At 42.8% G+C, this 18,037-nt stretch carries 12 protein-coding genes; 8 read left to right on the top strand and 4 right to left on the bottom strand.

Going from position 1 to position 18,037, the window contains the following annotated elements:
• Positions 1-11: 11 nt before the first annotated feature.
• The 4 genes from argC to DWZ47_RS06510 are packed head-to-tail and all read right to left on the bottom strand — an operon-like array spanning position 12 to position 3,278.
• The gene (argC, locus tag DWZ47_RS06525; RefSeq protein WP_117512606.1) at positions 12-980 is read right to left on the bottom strand and encodes an N-acetyl-gamma-glutamyl-phosphate reductase; all 969 of its coding nucleotides are present in this window, start codon (positions 978-980) and stop codon (positions 12-14) included.
• Entirely contained in the window at positions 977-2,185 is a 1,209-nt protein-coding gene (locus DWZ47_RS06520) for an argininosuccinate synthase (RefSeq protein WP_004310468.1), read from the bottom strand. The genes argC and DWZ47_RS06520 overlap by 4 nt, the downstream gene beginning before the upstream one ends.
• A gap of 13 nt (positions 2,186-2,198) precedes the next feature.
• The gene (locus tag DWZ47_RS06515) at positions 2,199-2,777 is read right to left on the bottom strand and encodes a GNAT family N-acetyltransferase (RefSeq protein WP_004299851.1); all 579 of its coding nucleotides are present in this window, start codon (positions 2,775-2,777) and stop codon (positions 2,199-2,201) included.
• 27 nt (positions 2,778-2,804) lie between these two features.
• Complete coding sequence (locus DWZ47_RS06510) at positions 2,805-3,278, bottom strand: arginine repressor (protein ID WP_004299854.1); 474 nt, start codon at positions 3,276-3,278, stop codon at positions 2,805-2,807.
• 235 nt (positions 3,279-3,513) lie between these two features.
• Between DWZ47_RS06510 and rhaB the strand changes: the two genes are divergently transcribed.
• The 8 genes from rhaB to DWZ47_RS06470 all read left to right on the top strand — a co-directional run bounded on the left by rhaB (position 3,514) and on the right by DWZ47_RS06470 (position 18,031).
• On the top strand, positions 3,514-4,974 hold the full coding sequence (rhaB, locus tag DWZ47_RS06505) for a rhamnulokinase (protein ID WP_117512605.1): 1,461 nt from the start codon (positions 3,514-3,516) through the stop codon (positions 4,972-4,974).
• A 46-nt stretch (positions 4,975-5,020) separates the two neighbouring features.
• The gene (locus DWZ47_RS06500) at positions 5,021-6,277 is read left to right on the top strand and encodes an L-rhamnose isomerase (protein ID WP_117512604.1); all 1,257 of its coding nucleotides are present in this window, start codon (positions 5,021-5,023) and stop codon (positions 6,275-6,277) included.
• Between the two features lie 3 nt (positions 6,278-6,280).
• Positions 6,281-7,300, top strand: coding sequence for an L-rhamnose/proton symporter RhaT (gene rhaT / locus DWZ47_RS06495; RefSeq protein WP_008776397.1), 1,020 nt, complete (start codon positions 6,281-6,283; stop codon positions 7,298-7,300).
• Between the two features lie 93 nt (positions 7,301-7,393).
• Positions 7,394-8,203 (top strand): rhamnulose-1-phosphate aldolase, encoded by an 810-nt coding sequence (gene rhaD, locus DWZ47_RS06490; protein ID WP_004304990.1) that lies wholly within the window; start codon positions 7,394-7,396, stop codon positions 8,201-8,203.
• 19 nt (positions 8,204-8,222) lie between these two features.
• The gene (gene fucO, locus DWZ47_RS06485) at positions 8,223-9,377 is read left to right on the top strand and encodes a lactaldehyde reductase (protein WP_117512603.1); all 1,155 of its coding nucleotides are present in this window, start codon (positions 8,223-8,225) and stop codon (positions 9,375-9,377) included.
• A gap of 144 nt (positions 9,378-9,521) precedes the next feature.
• A complete protein-coding gene (locus tag DWZ47_RS06480; RefSeq protein ID WP_004304986.1) occupies positions 9,522-10,421 on the top strand; it encodes an AraC family transcriptional regulator in 900 nt (299 codons plus the stop codon).
• A 111-nt stretch (positions 10,422-10,532) separates the two neighbouring features.
• On the top strand, positions 10,533-14,558 hold the full coding sequence (locus DWZ47_RS06475) for a hybrid sensor histidine kinase/response regulator transcription factor (protein ID WP_117512602.1): 4,026 nt from the start codon (positions 10,533-10,535) through the stop codon (positions 14,556-14,558).
• Positions 14,559-14,893: 335 nt separating this feature from the next.
• Entirely contained in the window at positions 14,894-18,031 is a 3,138-nt protein-coding gene (locus DWZ47_RS06470; protein ID WP_117512601.1) for a SusC/RagA family TonB-linked outer membrane protein, read from the top strand.
• Positions 18,032-18,037: the final 6 nt, after the last annotated feature.

The following is an 18,037-nucleotide window of genomic DNA, read 5'->3' as shown; positions in this document are numbered from 1 at the left end:
TTCTTCTGTTTTTAAAAAGCTGAAGGCTTCAAACGTAGTCCTACGGTTTCTTCCAGATTGAACATCAGGTTCATATTATGAACGGCTTGTCCACTGGCGCCTTTCAGCAAATTGTCGATACAAGAGATAATCAATAGTTTGTCACCGTGTTTCTCCAGATGTATCAGGCACTTATTAGTATTAACGACTTGTTTCAAGTCAATGTTCTTGTCTACGATGTGTACAAAGGAGTCTTTTGCATAATATTCTTCATACATACGAACGATTTCTTCCAGTGCTACTTTGGTTTTGACTACCAGCGTTGCAAAGATACCACGGGCGAAATCTCCACGGTATGGAATGAAGTCGATCTCCGCATCGAAACTGTTTTGCAGCTGTTTCAGCGATTGCTTGATTTCCGGAACGTGTTGGTGGTCGAATGCTTTGTACACACTCATATTGTTGTTTCTCCAACTGAAATGACTGGTAGCACCCGGTTTCACTCCGGCTCCCGTACTTCCTGTAATGGCATTTACCATTACATCATCCGTCAGCATCAGATTCTTGGCAAGCGGAAGCAAACCAAGCTGGATGCAGGTTGCAAAACAGCCGGGGTTGGCTACGTGCTTCGCCGTACAAGTGGCGCGGCGGTTCAATTCCGGCAGACCGTAGATAAAGTCGTGGTCGTCACTTTTGATACGGTAGTCCATGGAGAGGTCGATAATCTTCAGGTTTTCCGGTATGTTGTGACTTTCCATGAATTTCTTTGTATCTCCGTGGGCGGTACAGAAGAAAAGAACGTCGATTTCGTCCAGAGGTAACTGGTCGGTGAACGTTAAATCCGTTTCTCCATACAAGCCTTCGTGTACGTCGGTAATTCTGTTTCCGGCATTACTGCTGCTGTTGATAAATACGATTTCAGTTTCCGGATGGTTGAGCAGCAGACGGATTAACTCGCCTGCGGTATATCCTGCGCCACCAATGATTCCTGCTTTAATCATATCTCTTCGTCTTTGTGGTTATTATAGTAAACACGTAGCGGAGTAGAAGTCACTTTGATAAAGCCTTTTGCGTCTTCGGCTGTCCAGCCTTTCTGCATTTCACCGTATTCTCCGAATTTAGTCTTCACCAGATCATCTTCCGATTCTACACCTACGGTAGAGAAGGAAAGAGGGCGAAGCTCGAGGATAGCTGTACCGTTTACGTTGCGCTGGCTTTCCTGCAACATGGCTTCGATGTCACGCATCACCGGCTCCAGGTATTGACTTTCGTGGAGGAACATACCGTACCAGTTAGCTACTTGATCCTTCCAATATTGTTGCCATTTGCTTAATGTATATTTCTCAAGGAAACGGTGAGCGCCGATAATCAACATCGGGGCGGCTGCTTCGAATCCTACACGGCCTTTGATACCGATAATTGTATCGCCTACGTGCATATCACGGCCGATACCGTATGCTGCGCCAATCTCTTCCACTTTCTGGATGGCTTTGATCGGGTCGTCAAACTTCTCGTCGTTGACAGCTTTCAGTTCCCCTTTTTCGAAAGTCAGGCGGAGCTGTTCGCTACCTTCTTTTTCAACGTGCTTGAGGTAAGCTGTTTCCGGGAGTCCTTGCGCGGAGTCGAGGATTTCGCCACCACAGATAGAAGTACCCCATAAGCCTACGTTATAAGAGTATTTCAGTTTGGTGAAGTCTGCACTGAAACCATGCTTGTTCAGATAGTCGATTTCTTCCTGACGGCTCAATGCCATGTCACGGGTCAATGTGATGATTTCTACATTGGGAGCCAGTACGAGGAAAGTCATGTCGAAACGGATCTGGTCGTTACCTGCTCCGGTAGAACCGTGTGCGATGGCATCCGCACCGATTTCGTTGGCATAGCGTGCGATAGCCAGTGCCTGGAAAATACGTTCGGAACTAACAGAAATAGGATAAGTACCGTTACGCAGCACATTTCCGAAAACCATGTATTTCAGGCTCTTTTCGTAGTATTCCTGGGTTACGTCCAGCGTCACGTATTTCACTGCTCCCAGTTTATAAGCATTTTCTTCGTTTGTTTTCAGTTGTTCTTCGCTGAAACCACCCGTATTGGCACAAGCTGCATATACTTCGTAACCTTTTTCTTTGGCGAGGTACATGACGGTGAACGATGTGTCCAGCCCGCCGCTGAATGCCACCACTACTTTTTTCTTCTTTTCTTCCATAGTGCTGTATCTTTTAAATGTTATTTCTTTCTTGTTCTTTTTTGATGTTCCGCGGCTCTGTCGGATCGTACAGCATGGCTGTGCAGATGCAGAACTTGCGGTTTTTCGCTACCAGAATATCATGGTTGATACATCCTTCGCATCCTTTCCAGAAAGCTTCGTCGTCTGTCAGTTCGTTGAAGGTGACAGGCACATAACCCAGTTCGGTGTTCATTTTCATGACAGCTGCTCCGGAGGTCAGACTGAATATTTTTGCTTTCGGCCATCGGAGACGTGCCAGTTGGAAAGAAGCCTGTTTGATGCGTTTTGCCAGTCCTAACCCACGGAAATCGGGATGAACGATCAGACCGGAAGTAGCCACATATTGCTTGTTTCCCCATGATTCGATGTAGGTGAATCCGGCAAAAGTATCGCCACAAAGAGCAATAATCGCCTTACCTTCTTTCATCTTTGTCGCTACGTATTCGTGTGTGCGTTCCGCAATTCCTGTTCCTCGTACGGCGGCAGCATTTCTGATAGTTTCCAAAATAGTGTCAACGTAAACCTCATGTGAGGCGTCGGCTACCATAACATCTATTTGTTGAGTGTCCATTTCTTTATTATATAATAATAGGTATAATTATTCGATATTGGGAATGATGAGTGACAAAAGCTGACGTATTTTACTGGTTGCAACTCCTTCACGCAACACCAACATGATCGTATCGTCACCGGCAATGGTTCCCAGAATTTCACTGAATTCATTGTTGTCGATGTCATAAGCCATGCTGCTGGCATAACCGGGACGGGTGCGGATAACGGCGATGTTACCGGAAAACTGCAAAGAGATAAATCCGTTGTTGCGTAACATTTCACCGGCACTCTGGTCGGTAGAACGTTTATACATAATGTTGTTCGGCAGTACATATACGTACTTTCCATTCATACTGGCAGCCTTGGCTACTTTCAATTGTTTCAAGTCGCGGGAAAGGGTGGCCTGTGTCAGTTCGAAGCCTTCGCGGTTCAGCTCTTGCAGCAGTTCTTCCTGCGAACCGACCTCCTTGCTCGAGATAATCATTTTGATGGCGTCTAACCGATTTGCTTTCTTCTTCATTGTATAATTATTCTAAGAATGGCGCAAAAGTATGCATTATTTTGGAGAAAAGATGCATAAAACCAAAGTTTTTTTGCATAAAAGTGAAAAATATGCTAAACGATAAGAGTCTGCTTTTCTGTTTTGTGTCAAAATGTATACCCTTTCAATCAAAATACATAAGGAAAAGGAGGAGGGAATCGCCTATCTTTGCCATGTAGGTAAATGGATACCTTAAATATATAGACAGAATACCATGAAACAAAACTTTTTTGCAGTCGACCTGGGCGCAACGAGCGGCCGTACAATCTTAGGAACTTTCATTGAAGGCGGATTGAATCTGGAAGAGATTAATCGCTTTCCTAACCACCTGATTGAAGTAGGTGGACATTTCTATTGGGATATTTATGCATTATATCGTCATATTATTGACGGGTTGAAGTTGGTTGCTCACCGTGGAGAGTCCATTGCTTCTATCGGTATTGATACCTGGGGAGTGGATTTTGTATGCGTTGGAAAAGACGGTAACTTGCTTCGTCAGCCTTATGCGTATCGTGACCCTCATACGGTAGGAGCACCGGAAGCTCTTTTCTCCCGTATTTCGCGTAGCGAAGTCTATGGCAAAACAGGCATTCAGATAATGAATTTTAATTCACTTTTTCAATTAGATACTTTACGTCGCAATCACGACAGCGCATTGGAGGCGGCAGATAAAATTCTGTTTATGCCGGATGCGTTGAGTTATATGCTTACCGGAGAGATGGTGACGGAATATACGATTGCTTCGACAGCCCAGTTGGTGAATGCGCAGACACGCCGTTTGGAACCGGAGTTGCTGAAAGCAGTAGGTTTGAGTGAAAAGAATTTCGGACGTTTTGTATTTCCGGGTGAAAAGGTGGGAGTATTGACGGAAGAAGTGCAAAAGATAACCGGACTGGGTGCAATTCCTGTGATTGCGGTAGCCGGCCATGATACCGGTTCTGCTGTTGCTGCCGTTCCGGCATTGGATCGCAACTTTGCTTATTTGAGTAGCGGAACCTGGTCACTGATGGGAGTTGAAACGGATGCTCCGGTGATTAATGCCGAAACGGAAGCGTTGAACTTTACCAATGAAGGTGGTGTGGAAGGAACTATCCGTCTATTGAAGAATATCTGTGGAATGTGGTTGCTGGAACGTTGCCGTCTGAATTGGGGAGATACAAGTTATCCTGAATTAATCAGTGAGGCGGATGCTTGTGAACCGTTCCGTAGTCTGATTAATCCGGATGATGACTGTTTCGCGAATCCTGCGGACATGGAAAAAGCTATTACAGAATATTGCCGGGCTACCGGACAGTCGGTTCCCGAGAAACGCGGACAAGTAGTGCGTTGCATCTTTGAAAGTTTGGCTTTGCGTTATCGCCAGGTGTTGGAGAATTTGCGTTCACTTTCTCCCCGTCCGATTGAAACATTGCACGTGATTGGCGGAGGTAGCCGGAATGATTTGCTGAACCAGTTTACTGCCAATGCGATAGGAATTCCTGTGGTAGCCGGTCCATCTGAAGCAACAGCCATCGGTAATGTGATGATTCAGGCAATGGCAGCAGGTGAAGCAACGGATGTTGCCGGTATGCGCCAGTTAATCAACCGCTCTATCCCGTTGAAAACTTATCAGCCGCAAGATACGGAAGTTTGGGACGCGGCTTATATCCATTTTAAAAATTGCGTTCGGAAATAAATAGAACGATCGACAGAATAATCATTTTTAAAACTAATAGAATATCATGAAAAAAGAAGAACTGATTCAGAAAGCGTATGAAATTGCTGTGGAACGTTATGCAGCAGTAGGTGTAGACACCGAAAAAGTATTGAAAACTATGCAGGATTTTCATCTGTCACTTCACTGCTGGCAGGCTGATGACGTTGCAGGATTTGAAGTACAGGCCGGTTCATTGACCGGAGGTATCCAGGCAACCGGTAATTATCCGGGCAAAGCTCGTAACATTGATGAACTGCGTGCTGACATCTTGAAAGCTGCTTCTTATATCCCGGGTACTCATCGTTTGAACTTGCATGAAATCTATGGAGATTTCCAAGGTAAGGTGGTAGACCGTGACCAAGTGGAACCGGAACATTTCAAGAGTTGGATAGAATGGGGTAAAGAACATAACATGAAACTTGACTTCAACTCTACTTCTTTCTCTCATCCGAAATCAGGTGACTTGTCACTTTCTAATCCCGATGAAGGCATCCGTCAGTTCTGGATTGAACATACAAAACGTTGCCGTGCAGTTGCAGAAGCAATGGGTGAAGCACAGGGTGATCCGTGTATCATGAATCTATGGGTACATGACGGAAGCAAGGATATTACGGTAAACCGTATGAAATATCGTGCATTGCTGAAAGATTCTTTGGATCAGATCTTCGCTACCGAATATAAGAATATGAAGGATTGTATCGAATCTAAAGTGTTCGGTATCGGTCTGGAAAGCTATACAGTAGGTTCTAACGACTTCTATATTGGTTATGGTGCTTCTCGTAACAAGATAATTACGTTAGATACCGGTCACTTCCATCCGACAGAAAGTGTAGCCGATAAAGTTTCTTCACTGTTGCTTTATGTGCCTGAATTGATGTTGCACGTAAGCCGTCCGGTTCGTTGGGATTCAGACCACGTAACTATCATGGATGACCCGACTATGGAACTGTTCAGCGAAATCGTTCGCTGCGGTGCTTTGGACCGTGTACATTATGGTCTTGACTATTTCGACGCATCTATCAACCGTATTGGCGCTTATGTGATTGGTAGCCGTGCAGCACAGAAATGTATGACTCGTGCTTTGCTCGAACCGATTGCGAAGTTGCGTGAATACGAAGCAAACGGACAGGGATTCCAGCGTCTGGCTCTACTCGAAGAAGAAAAAGCGCTGCCTTGGAATGCTGTTTGGGATATGTTCTGCTTGAAGAACAATGTTCCTGTAGGTGAAGATTTCATTGCAGAAATTGAAAAGTACGAAGCCGAAGTAACTTCTAAACGATAAGTTATGGAAATTTTAATCGGCTTATTGATTATAGCCATCGGTAGCTTTTGCCAGTCCAGTTCTTATGTGCCTATTAAGAAGGTAAAGGAATGGAGCTGGGAAAGCTTCTGGTTAATACAAGGTGTATTTGCCTGGTTAGTGTTCCCGTTTCTGGGTTCACTACTGGGTGTACCCCAAGAGAGCAGTTTGTTCGACTTGTGGGGAGCGGGAGGTGCTGGAATGAGCATCTTTTATGGTATATTGTGGGGAGTAGGAGGTTTGACTTTCGGACTTTCCATGCGCTATTTGGGGGTTGCACTGGGACAGAGTATCTCATTAGGGACTTGTGCCGGTTTCGGAACCCTTCTTCCGGCTCTTTTTGCAGGTACAAACTTGTTTGAAGGTAACGGGCTGATTCTTTTGTTGGGTGTTTGCATCACGTTGGCAGGTATTGCTATTATCGGGTATGCCGGTAGTTTGCGTGCGCAAAACATGAGCGAAGAAGAAAAACGTGCTGCTGTAAAAGACTTTGCATTGACAAAAGGGTTACTGGTTGCACTCCTGGCCGGTGTCATGAGTGCTTGCTTCGCTTTGGGACTGGATGCAGGAACACCTATCAAGGAAGCTGCCTTAGCCGGTGGAGTGGAAGGACTTTACGCCGGTCTCCCGGTGATTTTCCTGGTTACATTTGGCGGGTTCCTGACAAATGCAGTTTACTGCCTGCAACAGAATGTGGCTAATAAATCGATGGGTGACTATGCTAAAGGAAAAGTATGGGGCAATAATTTAGTTTTTTGTGCGTTGGCTGGCGTATTATGGTACATGCAGTTCTTCGGACTGGAAATGGGTAAGAGTTTCCTTACGGAAAGTCCGGTATTGCTGGCTTTCTCCTGGTGTATTTTGATGGCATTGAATGTCACATTTAGTAATGTTTGGGGAATTATTCTGAAAGAATGGAAAGGCGTGTCAAACAAGACCATAACTGTGCTGATAGCTGGTCTGATCGTACTTATCTTCTCATTAGTGTTCCCAAATTTGTTTTAAAAAATTTAGGTGTGGATTACATGGATTACGCGGTTTTTTTATAACTTGCGGCAAAATCAGTGTAATCCATGCCTAATTAAAATTATATATAGAATGAAATCAATTTTAGAGAATCGTCCGGGACTTGCCAAAGAAGTAAATAAGGTAGCAGAAGTTGCCGGATACTTGTGGCAGAAAGGATGGGCTGAACGTAACGGTGGTAATATCACTGTTAATATCACAGAGTTTGTAGACGATGAAATCCGTCAGATGAAACCGATCAGTGAAGTTAAATCTATCGGTGTGACTCTTCCTTATCTGAAAGGATGTTATTTCTATTGCAAGGGAACTAATAAACGCATGCGTGATTTAGCTCGCTGGCCGATGGAAAATGGTTCGGTAATCCGTATTCTGGACGACTGTGCCAGCTACGTAATTATTGCGGACGAGGCTGTGGCTCCGACATCGGAATTGCCTTCTCACTTGAGCGTACATAATGACCTGTTGAGTAAAAACTCTCCTTATAAAGCATCTGTACATACACACCCGATCGAACTGATTGCCATGACACATTGTCCGAAGTTCCTGGAAAAAGATGTGGCGACTAATTTGTTATGGAGTATGATTCCCGAAACAAAGGCATTCTGCCCGCGTGGTTTGGGTATCATTCCTTATAAATTGCCTAGTTCTGTAGAATTGGCGGAAGCTACCATCAAGGAATTGCAGGATTATGATGTTGTGATGTGGGAGAAACATGGTGTATTTGCAGTTGATTGCGATGCGATGCAGGCGTTCGATCAGATCGATGTACTTAATAAATCGGCTCTCATCTATATCGCAGCGAAAAATATGGGCTTCGAGCCGGATGGTATGAGTCAGGAACAGATGAAAGAAATGACTGTTGCTTTCAATCTGCCTAAATAAAACAACAAATAGCACAACCATGAATCGAATTATTTTAAACGAAACTTCTTACTTCGGTGCCGGATGCCGAAGTGTGATTGCTGTGGAAGCAGCTAGACGTGGCTTTAAGAAAGCCTTTTTTGTAACGGATAAAGACCTTATCAAGTTTGGTGTGGCTGCTGAAATTATTAAAGTATTTGATGAGAACCAGATTCCTTACGAACTTTATAGCGATGTAAAGGCTAACCCTACTATTGCAAATGTGCAAAACGGTGTGGCAGCTTACAAAGCTTCCGGAGCCGATTTTATCGTTGCTTTGGGTGGTGGCTCTTCTATCGATACTGCCAAAGGAATCGGTATTGTTGTGAATAACCCGGATTTTGCGGATGTGAAGTCTCTGGAGGGGGTAGCTGATACCAAACACAAAGCTGTACCGACCTTTGCACTGCCTACTACTGCCGGAACGGCTGCCGAGGTAACTATCAATTATGTGATTATTGATGAAGATGCCCGTAAGAAGATGGTTTGCGTAGACCCGAACGACATCCCTGCCGTGGCTATTGTAGACCCTGAACTGATGTACTCAATGCCGAAGGGGCTTACTGCCGCTACCGGTATGGATGCTTTGACACATGCCATCGAAAGTTATATTACTCCCGGTGCCTGGGTAATGAGCGATATGTTCGAATTGAAGGCTATTGAGATGATTGCACAAAATCTGAAAGCAGCCGTAGACAATGGTAAAGATGTGGCAGCCCGCGAAGCAATGTCGCAGGCACAATATATTGCCGGTATGGGATTCTCGAATGTCGGTTTGGGAATAGTTCATTCAATGGCTCATCCGTTGGGTGCATTCTATGATACTCCTCACGGGGTAGCTAATGCCTTGCTGTTGCCGTATGTGATGGAATACAATGCTGAATCTCCGGCAGCTCCGAAATATATCCATATTGCGAAAGCAATGGGAGTGGACACTACCGGGATGAGTGAAGCGGAGGGCGTTAAAGCTGCTATTGAAGCTGTGAAAGCACTTTCTATCAGCATTAATATCCCACAGAAATTGCATGAAATCAATGTGAAAGAAGAAGACATTCCTGCATTGGCTGTAGCTGCTTTCAATGATGTTTGTACAGGTGGTAATCCTCGTCCTACTTCGGTAGCGGAAATTGAAGCCTTGTATCATAAAGCATTCTAAATCTCGTCATAGTAAAGTTTGTTTTTATATAAACATCCGGGGATACTTGAAAGTACACTCCGGATGTTTTTTTATACCCTTGCATGTGTTTTCTGAAAATAATTCCTATTTTTGTCCAACTCAATTACATGAAAACACTCTGATATGATCGAGGATAATAGTTTGGGATTGGAATTTAAATATCTGATTGTAAATGACATGGACCGTAAATTCGGGCTGTGGGTGAATACCGTCGGCTATCAGTCTATCCCTCCTGATTCACCTTATCCATTGAAAGAGCATCCCTCCGGTTACTTTTTTAATGCGGAAAAAGGAAGGGTGCTTCGCGAATATCAGTTGGTCTATATCACAAAAGGGCGTGGTTTGTTTTCATCCGATTCCACTTCTGAAAAGCAGGTTTGTAAAGGCCGGCTGATGGTATTGTTTCCCGGGCAATGGCATACTTACCGCCCGTTACGGCAGACTGGTTGGACGGAATATTACATCGGCTTTGAGGGGCCAATGATAGATGCCATCGTTAATGATGCCTTTTTGTCGCAGGAGCAGCAAATATTGGAAATCGGTATTAATGAAGAGTTGGTTTCCTTGTTCTCCCGTGCTCTTGCTGTAGCTGAAGCGGATAAGATTTCTGCGCAACAATATCTTTCCGGGATTGTGCTCCACATGATAGGTATGATTCTTTCTGTCTCCAAGAATAAAGTTTTCGAGATGAGTGATGTGGATCAGAAGATAGAACAGGCGAAAATCATCATGAATGAAAATGTTTCCGGTAATGTAGATCCGGAAGAGTTAGCAATGCGGCTTAACATCAGTTATTCATGGTTTCGACGTGTTTTCAAGGAGTATACTGGTTATGCTCCCGCCAAATATTTCCAGGAATTGAAACTCCGTAAAGCCAAACAAATGTTAGTAGGAACTTCCCAATCAGTGAAAGAGATTTCTTTTTTTCTGGGTTTCCAGTCTACCGAATATTTTTTCTCTTTTTTCAAGAAACGTACAGGGCTTACCCCGTTGGAATATCGTTCGTTCGGACGGGAAGAATAAAATAGGGTGAAGTCTATATCTATCAGTTATTTTGCTCTGATTTTGGGAATATCATAAAAACTGTTACTTTTGTGACGAGATTAATGTGTGCTATAAACCATCATTCTTGATATGCGCGAACAAAGACTATCTAAGATCCATTTTTTTATTCTGCTATCTCTTTTTGGATTTGTATTTCCACTCCGGTCACAGGAATACAAGTTCAGAACATTGGGTGTGGAAGATGGATTGTCGCAAATAACGGTGAGCGATATTTGCCAGGATGAGAAATCTCGTATATGGATTGCCACTTTGGACGGGCTGAATTGTTTCGATGGCAATCACATCAAAGTCTTCAACCACTTTCATAACGACTCTATCAGTTATGGTAATTTATATGTGACTCAAATGGTGGAAGACGGTCAGGGAAGTCTTTTCCTGTTGACCTCTACCGGACTTTTCCAGTTCGACCTTGAAACAGAAAAATATTATATTCTTCCGGTGACTTCTCCCTCCACTCTTGCCAAAGGAAAGACGGGAGTGTGGATTGCAGAAGGAGGGAAACTGTTCTTATACGATAAGAATACCCGCCTCTTGAAACCGATGTATGCCGATTTGCAGCTGCCGGATAGTGGCCCGACGATGGTGGAAGGTTCCGAAGGAAGTCTCTGGATTGCTTTGAAAGAGGGTGGGGTGATGCGTGTAGATACTTGCGGATCGATGTCACTTCACTTGCCCGGAGTTAAAGTGATGAAACTGATAAAAAGTAACGACCAGAATATCTGGATTGGTTCGCAGGATCAGGGCGTTTTCTGTTTTTCACCTCAAGGTACGATCATACATCACTATGAATATAATGATAAGAGTGTTTACACGGTTCGGGACGATATGGCGAGAGCGTTATGTCAGGATTTGGAAGGGAATATATGGGTAGGCTACAGAAGTGGATTGAGTAAGATTGAAGTGGCTACCGGGAAAATATTCCATTATCAGGCTGATCCTAACCGGGTGGGTGCTATGTCCAATCGTTCGGTGACGTCTCTTTATACGGACAAACAAGGAACTGTTTGGGTGGGGACTTATTGGGGAGGGGTAAACTTCTTCTCTCCGGAATATCAGCATTTTGTGCATTATCATGCTTCGGACACCGGATTGTCTTTTCCGGTAGTCGGTGCTATGGCAGAAGATAAAGCCGGAAATATCTGGATTTGTACGGAAGGAGGGGGATTAGATTTATATCAACCGGAACAGGGAAAGTTCAAGCATTTTAATGCGCATACGGGATATCATTTCAGTACGGACTACCTGAAAGATGTTGTTTTTGATGAGGCTAATAATTGCTTATGGATTGCAGCCGACTTTACCAATAAGGTGAATTGTTTTCATCTTAATAACTATCGGAATGATATCTATAATCTCGAACCGCTTGGAGAAGAAAGTGTAGGAGAAGCCCTGTTTGCCTTGGCGGATACTCCTCGTAAATTGTATGTCGGGACAACATCCGCTATTGTGAGTTTGGATAAACAGACCTTGAAATCCGAGGTGTTGTTTCATCAGAAGGAACTGTTTACACATAATTATAACACTCTATTGCTTGATTCGAAAAACAGATTATGGTTTGCTGCCGACGACGGTTGTGTAGCCTATGTGATTGATGAAAAGCGGTTTGAAACCTATAGGATAAGTCTGAAGAAACGGGTCAGATCTCAAAAAGAGTTGGTCAATGTTATCTATGAAGATCGAAAGGGAAATATTTGGGTAGGGACACATGGCAACGGACTTTTCTTGCTGGATAAGAAAGAACGTTTGTTTCGTTTACATACTCCTGAAAGTGTGTTGTCGGGAGAAAATATCAGGGTACTGGGGGAAACCCCTTCCGGGAATTTATTGATTGGTACCGGGCATGGATTGTCAATGCTGGAACAGAAAGAGGGGAAAGTGATAAACTTCAATTCTAAAACCGGATTCCCGCTGACTCTTGTGAACCGGAAATCCATGCATGTATCCCGCAACCATGATATTTATATGGGAGGAGCTACCGGATTGGTAACCATTCGTGAAAGTAGTCTGTATTATCCTCCGAAAATATACGATCTGGAGTTGGCTCATTTGTATGTCAACAACAAAGAGATAACAACAGGCGATCAAACCGGTATTTTAAATAAATCCTTTGCCTATACCGGACGGATCAAATTGAATTACTTGCAAAATGTGTTTTCTATCGGTTTCTCAACAGATAATTTTCTGCATATAGGCGGTGGTGAGGTAGAATATCGGTTGATGGGGTATAATGATGAATGGAGCGAGAACCGTCTGGGAAATGACATTACTTATACAAATATCTCTCCGGGTGATTATGTCTTTGAGATCAGGCTGAAGAACTTCCCGGAAGTAATCAGATCGCTGGATATAACGATTACGCCACCTTTCTATGCTACTTGGTGGGCCTATACTATTTATGTATGCGTGATTCTGACTATTCTATTCTTCATCGTGAGAGAATATAGAATCCGTCTGTTCCTGAAAACTTCATTGGATTTTGAACTTCGCGAGAAACAATACATTGAAGAGATGAATCAATCCAAACTTCGTTTCTTCACGAATATCTCGCATGAAATCAGAACTCCGATCACTCTTATCCTGGGGCAGGTTGATCTGTTGCTGAATTCCGGCAAATTGTCTACCTATGCTTATTCGAAACTGTTGAATATACATAAAAATGCAGGTAACCTGAAATCATTGATTACGGAGTTGCTTGATTTCCGGAAACAGGAGCAGGGACTTTTGAAACTGAAAGTTTCTCAATTTGACTTATATTCTTTGCTCAAAGAGCATTATGTATTGTTTAAGGAGTTGGCTGCTAACAGGAATATTTCGTTTGTTTTGCATGCCGACTGCGAGCAATGCCTCGTGTGGGGAGACCGGATGCAAATACAGAAGGTGGTTAATAACTTGCTGTCTAATGCTTTTAAATATACTTCAGACGGTGGAACTATCCGTATGGAATTGGCTGATGGAACGGAGGAATGTATGTTTTCCGTTTCCGATAATGGTGCGGGAATATCCGAGAAAGACTATGTTAAGATATTCGAACGGTTCTATCAGGTTGAGAATATAGGACAGTATGGAGGAACTGGTATCGGGCTGGCTTTGAGTCAGGGTATTGTGAAAGCCCACCAGGGAGATATAACAGTAGAAAGTCAGCTGGGAAAAGGTTCTTGTTTTAAGGTGACTCTGAAAAAAGGGGATGCTCACTTTGATTCTTCTGTCGCCCGGGTTGAACCGGAGCAGGATAAGGAATATATTTATTATTCGGAAGACAAAGAACTGCTGGTTAAAGAGGTGCAGTCAGCCCAAAGTGAAAGCGGGACTACTGACTGTAAATTACTGGTGATTGATGATAATGAAGAAATCAGAAATATCCTTGTAGATATCTTCTCTCCGTTGTATACGGTTGAAACTGCAAGTGATGGCAAGGAAGGGTACGAGAAAGTAAAGGTAATGCAACCCGACCTGGTTATTTCGGATATCATGATGCCCGGAATGCCCGGAACAGAGTTATGTGCCAAGATCAAGAACAATATAGAAACCTGCCATATCCCTGTCGTTCTTCTGACTGCCCTTAGTGCGCCGGAACGTGAATTGGAAGGATTGAGAATTGGAGCGGATATTTATGTGGTAAAACCATTTAATATGCGGCGGTTGGTTATGCAATGCAATAATCTGATTAATACCCGCAGACTCTTACAGAATAAATATGCCCATCAACTGGATAGCAAAGCGGAGAAGATTGCGACGAATGAACTCGACCAGAAGTTTATCGAACAAGCTACTCAAGTGGTGGAAGATAATATGGAAAATCCCGAATTCAGTGTAGATACTTTCTCACGGGAGATGGGAGTAGGACGTACCGTCTTATTCCAGAAGATAAAAGGTATTACGGGAAGTACGCCAAATAATTTTATCATGAATCTTCGTCTGAAAAAAGCAGCATATTTTCTACTGAATGCTCCGGAGATGAACATTTCGGATATTGCTTACCGGTTAGGATTTGGAAATCCTCAATACTTCAACAAATGCTTTAAAGAACTTTTTGATATTGCTCCTACACAGTATAGGAAATCTCATGATGCCCCTTCCGATCCCTCTGTAAAGTGATTAAAATAAGTCATCTGAATTTTTAGACTAGATAAAACGAACAATTCGATAGGGTGCAATATGCTCAAATGCGATACTTTTGTGGCGTTGGATCATGCCAGCTTGTACTTGAGTTTTCTTTAATTGGGTGTGTCCGCACACACTTTTATTTAGCAGACCGGGTATTGTATAATCTTTATTCTAATATAATAATTATTGTATAGTATTATGAAAGACGATTATCTATGTAATAAATAAAAGATAACATCTTACGGGAGAGAGCCAATGTATTTCTCCTAATTAATTAAGTAGTGAGTAAAACCTTGATAATTAACCAATTTAATTTTATTCTAGTTATGAAAAATTTGCAGAGTAGGACAAAAGTGCGGTTGTTGCAGTCGTTTCTTTTGATTTCCTTGAGTCTCTTTTTCCTTGCCCATTCGGCTTATGCTCAAGGCGGGTTTGCAGTGAAAGGAGTTGTTGTGGATAAAACAGGATTTCCTTTACCTGGCGCTAATGTGATGGAGAAAGGAACATCTAATGGAACAATTACGGATTTAGATGGTAATTTCTCATTGAATGTTTCAAAGAAAGGAGTTACTTTGACTGTATCATTCATGGGATATACCCCTAAAGATGTGGTAGTGAAAGATAGAACAACGAATATTACGCTTGAAGAGAACTCTAAGTTACTGGACGAAGTAGTGGTAGTAGGTTACGGTACGATGAAAAAGCGTGATGTGACGGGAGCTATTACTTCCATCTCAAGTGAGGCTATTGAGCAGAAGATGGCTACTAATGTTTTTGAAGCACTGCAAGGTACTACTGCCGGTGTACAGGTAGTGTCCGGCTCGGGACAACCCGGTGAATCTTCTTCTATTAAAATTCGTGGTACTTCCACTTTCTCCGCCGAAGGAGTTACTCCCCTTTATATTGTAGACGGTGTGCCTTTGGAAAGTATTGATGGTATCAATACCAATGATATTACTTCCATGGAGATTTTGAAAGATGCTGCTTCTGCAGCTATCTACGGTTCCCGTTCGGCTAACGGTGTGATTATTATCACAACCAAGAGCGGTCAGGAAGGTAAGGCTCGTATTGATATCAAGTATAATCACTCATGGGGTACATTGTCTCATAAGGTGCCACAGGCAAATCGTAAAGAGCGTCTGTTGTACGACCAGTACCGCAAAGAGTATTTTGAAACATACGGCGGAGGTAATCCGGATGAAAGTATTGATATTCTGAATGATCCGTTGAACTCATTCTTCAATGTAGACAATGATTATCTGGACATGATTACAAGTACTGCGCAGAAAGATCAGGTGGATATCAGCGTAGGTGGCGGTACAAAGAAACTGAAATATTTCATCAATACCGGTTATTATAACGAGAAGGGTATTATTTCCAATACCGGTTTCCAGAGATTAAATACTCGTATCAACTCCGATTATTCACCGACAGACTGGATGAATATGGGTAGCCGTATTTCTCTTACTTATTCTAAAAAGAAAGGTCTGAATGAAGGTACGTTATTGAGCGCAGTGTTGACTCGTCGTCCTTATTTCAATACTTATTATCCGGATGGCTCTTTGGTCGGGGTGTTTAATGGCCAGAAGAATCCTATTGCACAGGTCAATTATACCACTGACTTTACGGATTCTTATAAGGCTAACTTCTTCCAGTTCTTTGAAATCAAATTCAACAAGTACTTGAAGTTCAGAGCCAATATAAATGCCAACTTCTATTTGGACAAGCGCAAAAAACTCGAACCTAGTCTTATTACTGATGAATGGCAGAAACAGAATAAAGGGTATTCTTATAATTACCTCAACTGGAACTGGATGAATGAAGATTTCATCACTTATGCACGCAAAATCAAAGGACATAATTTCAGCGCGATGGTGGGTGTCAGTGCTCAACAATGGCGTTATGAAAATGAAACCTTTGTAGGTTTGAATTCATCTACCGACTTTATTTATACGATGAATGCATTTGCTGCCAATTTGGATTTGTCATCTACAGGATCTACCTTGAGTAATCATTCCATGGCTTCTGTCTTTGCACGTGTGACGTATGATTATCTGGGAAAATATCTGTTTACAGCGAATATCCGTCGTGACGGCTCTTCTCGTTTTGCGAAAGAAAACAAATGGGGTAATTTCCCTTCAGTATCAGTGGGATGGCGTTTCTCTGATGAGAAATTCATGAAGTTCTCGAAGAAATTCCTGGAAGATGGTAAGATTCGTGTAAGTTATGGTATCACCGGTAATGAGGCGATCGGAAACTATGATTATATTTATTCTTATTCTCCGAATTCTATCTATGACGGAGTGGGTGGCGTTATTCCGACTCGTATCGGTAAAGACAATCTGAAATGGGAGGAAACCAAACAATTCAACCTTGGTTTGGACTTGAATTTCTGGAATAGCCGTTTGACAATCACTGCTGATTACTACGATAAATATACAGACGGTTTGTTGGCAAACTACCAACTGCCTAAAGAATCCGGTTTTGCATATATGAAGACAAACGTCGGTGAGATGAGCAACCGCGGTTTTGAAATTGCCGTTACCGGTGATATTATCCGCACAAAGGACTGGAAGTGGAATGCTTCTTTCAATATCTCCAGAAATATCAACCGCATTGAGAAACTGTCTGAAGGTAAGGCATATATGGAAGGTGATATCTGGTGGATGCAGGAAGGCGGTCGCGTAGGTGACTTCTATGGATTTAAAAGTGCCGGTGTCTTTGCTTATGACGAATCGAATGCTTTTACAGATAAATGGGAGCAACTGACTCCGGTGTTTGAAAATGGTGTATTCCAATACAAGTATTTATTGAATGGAAAGGAATATGCAGGTGATATTCGCCAGAAAACGTTACCGAACGGCAAACCGTTCCGTGGCGGAGATTACAACTGGGAAGAACCGGAAGGAACCCGGGATGGTGTGATTGATGATAACGACCGTATGGTGATTGGTAATGCCATGCCTGATGTGACCGGTGGTTTGAATACAACCGTGACCTGGAAAAACGTAAGTCTGTATTTGGGATTCTATTATTCTTTGGGAGGACAGATTTATAATGCCGCTGAACATAATCGTAACATGTTCAAATATACGGGAACCACTCCTTCACCGGAAGTAATTCATAATATGTGGTTGCATCCGGGCGACCAGGCTATCTATCCGCGTCCGTATAATGATGATTATAACAATGCACGTATGGGTAACTCGTTCTATTTGGAAGATGCTTCCTTTATTCGTCTGCAGAACGTACGTATAGCCTATGATCTTCCAGAAAACTGGATAAAGAAGCTGATGTTGAAGAATATAAATATCTACGCTTTTGTAAACAACGCATTGACATGGACCAACTATTCGGGATTTGATCCTGAATTCTCTACGAGTAATCCTCTGCAGGTAGGTAAAGACTCTTACCGCTATCCGAGAAAGAGAGAATATGGTATTGGTTTTTCTGCAAACTTTTAATTGAAG

Source organism: Bacteroides sp. AF32-8BH, from assembly GCF_003435205.1.
In the GTDB taxonomy this organism is placed as follows: domain Bacteria; phylum Bacteroidota; class Bacteroidia; order Bacteroidales; family Bacteroidaceae; genus Bacteroides; species Bacteroides ovatus.
Note: the sequence above shows the minus strand (reverse complement) of the source record. Positions and strands in the feature narration are given on the sequence as shown.

Bases quoted from the DNA above. Each gene is read 5' to 3' on its own strand.
- rhaD (WP_004304990.1), top strand. From the start codon at position 7,394: ATGAAATCAATTTTAGAGAATCGTCCGGGACTTGCCAAAGAAGTAAAT.
- DWZ47_RS06475 (WP_117512602.1), top strand. From the start codon at position 10,533: ATGCGCGAACAAAGACTATCTAAGATCCATTTTTTTATTCTGCTATCT.
- DWZ47_RS06480 (WP_004304986.1), top strand. From the start codon at position 9,522: ATGATCGAGGATAATAGTTTGGGATTGGAATTTAAATATCTGATTGTA.
- DWZ47_RS06510 (WP_004299854.1), bottom strand. From the start codon at position 3,278: ATGAAGAAGAAAGCAAATCGGTTAGACGCCATCAAAATGATTATCTCG.
- argC (WP_117512606.1), bottom strand. From the start codon at position 980: ATGATTAAAGCAGGAATCATTGGTGGCGCAGGATATACCGCAGGCGAG.
- rhaB (WP_117512605.1), top strand. From the start codon at position 3,514: ATGAAACAAAACTTTTTTGCAGTCGACCTGGGCGCAACGAGCGGCCGT.
- rhaT (WP_008776397.1), top strand. From the start codon at position 6,281: ATGGAAATTTTAATCGGCTTATTGATTATAGCCATCGGTAGCTTTTGC.
- DWZ47_RS06515 (WP_004299851.1), bottom strand. From the start codon at position 2,777: ATGGACACTCAACAAATAGATGTTATGGTAGCCGACGCCTCACATGAG.
- DWZ47_RS06520 (WP_004310468.1), bottom strand. From the start codon at position 2,185: ATGGAAGAAAAGAAGAAAAAAGTAGTGGTGGCATTCAGCGGCGGGCTG.
- fucO (WP_117512603.1), top strand. From the start codon at position 8,223: ATGAATCGAATTATTTTAAACGAAACTTCTTACTTCGGTGCCGGATGC.
- DWZ47_RS06500 (WP_117512604.1), top strand. From the start codon at position 5,021: ATGAAAAAAGAAGAACTGATTCAGAAAGCGTATGAAATTGCTGTGGAA.
- DWZ47_RS06470 (WP_117512601.1), top strand. From the start codon at position 14,894: ATGAAAAATTTGCAGAGTAGGACAAAAGTGCGGTTGTTGCAGTCGTTT.